Source organism: Candidatus Poribacteria bacterium (assembly GCA_021295755.1).
Taxonomy (GTDB): Bacteria; Poribacteria; WGA-4E; order WGA-4E; family PCPOR2b; genus PCPOR2b.
In genome coordinates this window covers 1-4,309 of sequence record JAGWBT010000028.1, presented here as the reverse complement: position 1 = coordinate 4,309, position 4,309 = coordinate 1, and the positions used below count along the sequence as shown (strand labels likewise).

Genomic DNA, 4,309 nt, shown 5'->3' with positions numbered 1-4,309 from the left:
CAACTCATCTTGGAAAAACGTACCAAACCTAAAACATAAACGACAAATAGGCGGAAGGGAGTCTATTTAACGTAATGTTCGATCAACGGAGATTTTACAATGAACACATCATTTGAACGACCCTACAGACCTGTAGATCTAAACGAACCGATGACTAAGGCGTTTCCGCTTATGTCAATGGCTGAAAAGCTGATGAAGGAAGCGAACGCTGCCACGTCAGGACGTGCCTCATTAACGCTGGCTCATGGAAGTGAAATGACCCTCGTGCTGGTTGCTCTCAAAGCGGGAACTACGCTTGGTTATCACGCTTAGTGGAGACATCATATTTACGACAAGTGGTGAGAAGATTACGTTGGAACAAGGTGAGGCAGTTACTTTCACAGCGGACGTCCTGCACGCGGTCTATGCAAGCGAAGATAGTGCATTCCTTATCGTTATTGGTGGTACAGGCACGAATTAAAGCATCAACAGTGAATTGAAGGATAAAGATGATAGTAGAGACGAGACACATACCTGCTCTACCTCAAGCAATATATCACATGAAAGGATACTTTTTATGGCAGCCCAAGATTGGAAATTATTAGCTGAACAATTAGATAGAGAACTCGGCTTGAAGCACGCACCCATCGCCATCACATTTTCTGACGAAGCCCCGCAAGGCGTGTCAGCACATAAGGGTGAGATGCCAGTCCCCACGCCCGATGGTCGCAGCGGCAAAGTTCCAGCGGGATGCGTCTTTTGGAAGGATGCCAGCGATCAGACGTTTACGACAGTGCCAGAAGATCACTACAACTGTAGCGTTGGGAGTGTCACACACGGCTTGAAAACGCTGGAAGAGGTCATGGATAACGCAGATGTCGGTGCCATCGTAGAGGTGGGTTGGGTATCTCCCGAAGAGGCGATGCAGCTTCCATTTGTGAATGACCGTCCGAACTACATCACCTATGGACCCTTAGCGGATACCTCCATTGACCCCGATGTGATACTTTTGAAAGTAAATGGTTTCCAAGCCATGGTTATCCACGATGGGTTTAGTGATACGGTCTTTGTTGGCAAACCGCAGTGCCACATCATCCCAATCTCGAAAGAGCAGGGGAAACTGGCGATTAGTACGGGGTGTATGTTAAGCCGGGTGCGAACAGGGATGTCGCCGGATGAGATGACGTGTACAATTCCATCGGAACGGTTGGAGGAAGTTGTCGAAAAGCTGAAAGCGAGGCGAGAGGCGAATGCAGCGGTTGCGGCTTATGCCAATGAGGATATGCGCCGATTTGCCTGATCGTGCTAGATGGGAACTCCAACGCTTTGCGCGGTTTCGACGAGACGTTCCCATGTTGTATCGTCGAGTGGGATGCCTTCTGCTAATCGTTGTTGGCGGGTACGGGCAGAACGTTCACCGGGGATCGAAATTTCATCGAAACCGGGTGCAGTTGGAGAGGCTTTGACGAAATCTATCATCTGTGCGACGTGCGCTTCAAAATCCGCAAGGTCTATGAATTTCTCGATGTCAATAACGATGATAAAGAAAGCGTTACCGACACCGGACGCCGATGACCGGCTGCAGCCGGCTTCGCACATCGCGCCAGCGAGAATATCTGTCATCATACTTAACCCGTAACCTTTGTGTCCCGCGATGTCCCCGAATGGGAGCAGCGCGCCTTGCGGGTCTTCGAGGTATGCGTTGGGATCGGTGCTTGGGCCCCCATCGGTGTCGAGGATCCAACCTTTTGGCAACGGCTCGCCGCGACTGCGATACGCGCGAATTTTCCCGCCGGCAACGATGCTCGTAGTGAGATCGATGACCATCGGACTATCCTTCCCTGTAGGGAGAGCACACGCAAAGGGATTCGTGCTGAGTCGCCGATCGGTGCCGCCCCACGGTGCAACGCCGTGGTCCCCGCCATGTCCGTTAAGAAACAGCAAGCCAATCATCTTGGCTTCTGCTGCCATCAACACATAATCAGCAAGCCGCCCAATGTGGTTGCAATTGTAGACATTCACTGTGCTGATGGTGTGTTCTCTCGCTTTCGCAATGGCGACTTCCATCGCTTGTGTGGCGATGAATTGCCCCAATCCGCTATGCCCATCAATGATCGCGCTGGAGGGGGTTTCGCCGACCATTTCAATCTCCACATCTGGATCAATTGCCTTATTCTGGATGCTCAGGACATACTGCGGTAGGCGCAAGACACCGTGTGAATCGTGTCCGGCGAGATTGGACTCGATGAGCAGATTCGTGATCGTTTGGGCTTTGTCCGGTTTGAGACCTATGGCGGTGAAGATATTGATGCTGATGGTTCTGAGTCGGGCGGCAGGAATCAGTGGCATTAGTTGATGGTTTCGTAATAGAAGTTCCGCTGCTTCGGAACGAACCCTAACTCAGAGATCGTGCGCTCGATTTCTTCGATGGGCATACAGTAAACAGTTCCCGCCTTGCTAACGACGTTCTCCTCGATCATTGTGCCGCCCATGTCGTTTGCCCCAAACTTGAGCGACATTTGACCGATCTTCGGTCCTTGGGTGACCCATGACGATTGGAAATTGTCAAAGTTGTCAAGCATTAGCCGGGAGATCGCGAGTGTCTTGAGGTATTCAAAACTGCCTGCGGGTGGGATATGCTCAAGGCGCGTGTGCTTAGGCTGAAGCGACCAACAGATAAAGGCTGTGAAGCCGCCCGTTTCGTCTTGCAGTTCTCGCAGGCGGAGGAGATGCTCCACGCGCTCGCCGTAGCTCTCGACATGTCCGTACATCATCGTTGCACTTGAACGGAGTCCCACATAGTGCCCTTGCCGCATTACTTCCAGCCATTCGTCTGATGTGCATTTTTTCGGACTGATTTCATCGCGGGCGTGGTCGGTCAGGATCTCCGCGCCGCCGCCGGGAATGGAATCTAAGCCTGCATCGCGTAAACGGACCAAGGTCTCTTTGAGGGAGAGTCGGTTGATTTTGGCGAACCAATCCAGTTCTGGTGGGGAGAAGCCGTGGATATGGATTTTGTAATTTGCCTTAATCCACTGAAGGAGGTCTTCGTACCAGTCAAGTTTCAGTTTGGGGTGTAATCCGCCTTGCATGAGGATGAGCACGCCGCCGAGATCAATTGTCTCTTGAATTTTATTTCCTAACTCTTCCTTGGACATCACATAGGCATCGGGATCAGTTTTGTGGCGATAGAAGGCGCAAAAGTCGCAGTCGACATAACACCAGTTTGTGTAGTTGATATTGCGATCAACGATATAGGTGATGTATCCTTTTGGGTGCTTCCGTTGTCGGATTGTGTCGGCTGCTGCTCCGATTGATAGGAGGTCGTGACTTTTGAAAAGGGTCAGCCCGTCATCAAAATCCAGGCGTTCACCGGCTAACACCTTCTCCAAAATCGGTTGAATGGTTGCATCCATATTTATTAGTTTCCTCGTTTCGTCGTGTAGATTTTTGTCATTTCTAGACAGGACATTTTAGTCATGCTCACCGCCCTCGTCGTGTTGTTCCCCACCACCGTGTTCACCTGAGCCAGTCTCTGGATGGGCAGACCATTTGTTAAAATCTTGTCCTGCCGCATTGAGTTCAACGTTTACCTTTTGACCAGGGACAAGGTCAGTCGGTGTCGTAGGTCCTAGTTCTATTCCGTTAGATAGGTGAACTTCAACGCGCACCTTGGACAAGGTTTGGTTGGTCGTATTCTCTACCGTTCCAACGAAGGTGTTCGTGTTCAGATCATAGGAGAGTATTAACCGTGCGCCGTGTCGCGCTTGGTCATAAGTTTCGTTTTTAGCAAACGTTTGTCCAGACTCTTCTCCTTCGCCGCCTCCCTCTGCGTGACTTGGGAGATGCCCTGTCTGTTCACCCTTTGCGTCATGTTCTCCATCTTCATCATGATCAGATGATTCACAGCCGATGCCACTAATAAGTGCTAGGATAATCAGCATGATTGCGCTTGATGCCCATATATTGAATCTCATTTACAGATCCTCCTTATTATTTCGGACAAATTATATCACGATTGCCGAAAAGTAACAACCGAAAAACCCGATAGCTCCAGCTAATTACCTTTCCTGAATATTCCGCGTAGCGTTTGAATCAGGGTGCCTTCGGCGAGCCACTTTCCAGCAACGCGCCAAACGATGCTCGCAAACGTCGGATAAACGTGGATAATTCCCGCCAACTTCCGTAATGGAATGCCCACACTCATTGCCAACACAAACTCGTGGATAACCTCTCCCGCACTTGGTCCGACTAGATGGACGCCTAAGATTTTGCCTTTCCAACGGGTCGCAACAACCTTCATGAACCCTTTCGTTTCTCCTTCGGCGAC

The 4,309-nt window shown here is 50.5% G+C and carries 5 protein-coding genes and 1 pseudogene; 2 read left to right on the top strand and 4 right to left on the bottom strand.

What is annotated here, in order from left to right; all coding sequences use genetic code 11:
• Positions 1-99 precede the first annotated feature (99 nt).
• A pseudogene (locus J4G02_05500) lies at positions 100-460 on the top strand (hypothetical protein).
• Positions 461-556: 96 nt separating this feature from the next.
• Positions 557-1,279, top strand: a complete 723-nt coding sequence (locus J4G02_05495) for a DUF169 domain-containing protein (protein MCE2394033.1) — start codon at positions 557-559, stop codon at positions 1,277-1,279.
• Between the two features lie 5 nt (positions 1,280-1,284).
• Here J4G02_05495 and J4G02_05490 read toward each other — a convergent pair whose 3' ends face one another.
• From J4G02_05490 to J4G02_05475, 4 genes are all read right to left on the bottom strand, one after another.
• Positions 1,285-2,328 carry an Ldh family oxidoreductase gene (locus J4G02_05490; GenBank protein ID MCE2394032.1) on the bottom strand — a complete coding sequence of 348 codons (1,044 nt, stop codon included), beginning with the start codon at positions 2,326-2,328 and terminating at the stop codon, positions 1,285-1,287.
• Complete coding sequence (gene mqnC, locus J4G02_05485; protein MCE2394031.1) at positions 2,328-3,395, bottom strand: dehypoxanthine futalosine cyclase; 1,068 nt, start codon at positions 3,393-3,395, stop codon at positions 2,328-2,330. Before mqnC ends, J4G02_05490 begins: the two co-directional genes overlap by 1 nt.
• Before the next feature lie 57 nt (positions 3,396-3,452).
• Entirely contained in the window at positions 3,453-3,956 is a 504-nt protein-coding gene (locus tag J4G02_05480) for a hypothetical protein (GenBank protein MCE2394030.1), read from the bottom strand.
• Positions 3,957-4,036: 80 nt separating this feature from the next.
• Positions 4,037-4,309, bottom strand: a 273-nt coding sequence (locus J4G02_05475; GenBank protein ID MCE2394029.1) for a pyridine nucleotide-disulfide oxidoreductase, incomplete at its 5' end; no start/stop codon positions are given.

Coding starts and splice junctions, on each gene's coding strand:
- J4G02_05495 (MCE2394033.1), top strand. CDS start 557: ATGGCAGCCCAAGATTGGAAATTATTAGCTGAACAATTAGATAGAGAA.
- J4G02_05480 (MCE2394030.1), bottom strand. CDS start 3,956: ATGAGATTCAATATATGGGCATCAAGCGCAATCATGCTGATTATCCTA.
- J4G02_05490 (MCE2394032.1), bottom strand. CDS start 2,328: ATGCCACTGATTCCTGCCGCCCGACTCAGAACCATCAGCATCAATATC.
- mqnC (MCE2394031.1), bottom strand. CDS start 3,395: ATGGATGCAACCATTCAACCGATTTTGGAGAAGGTGTTAGCCGGTGAA.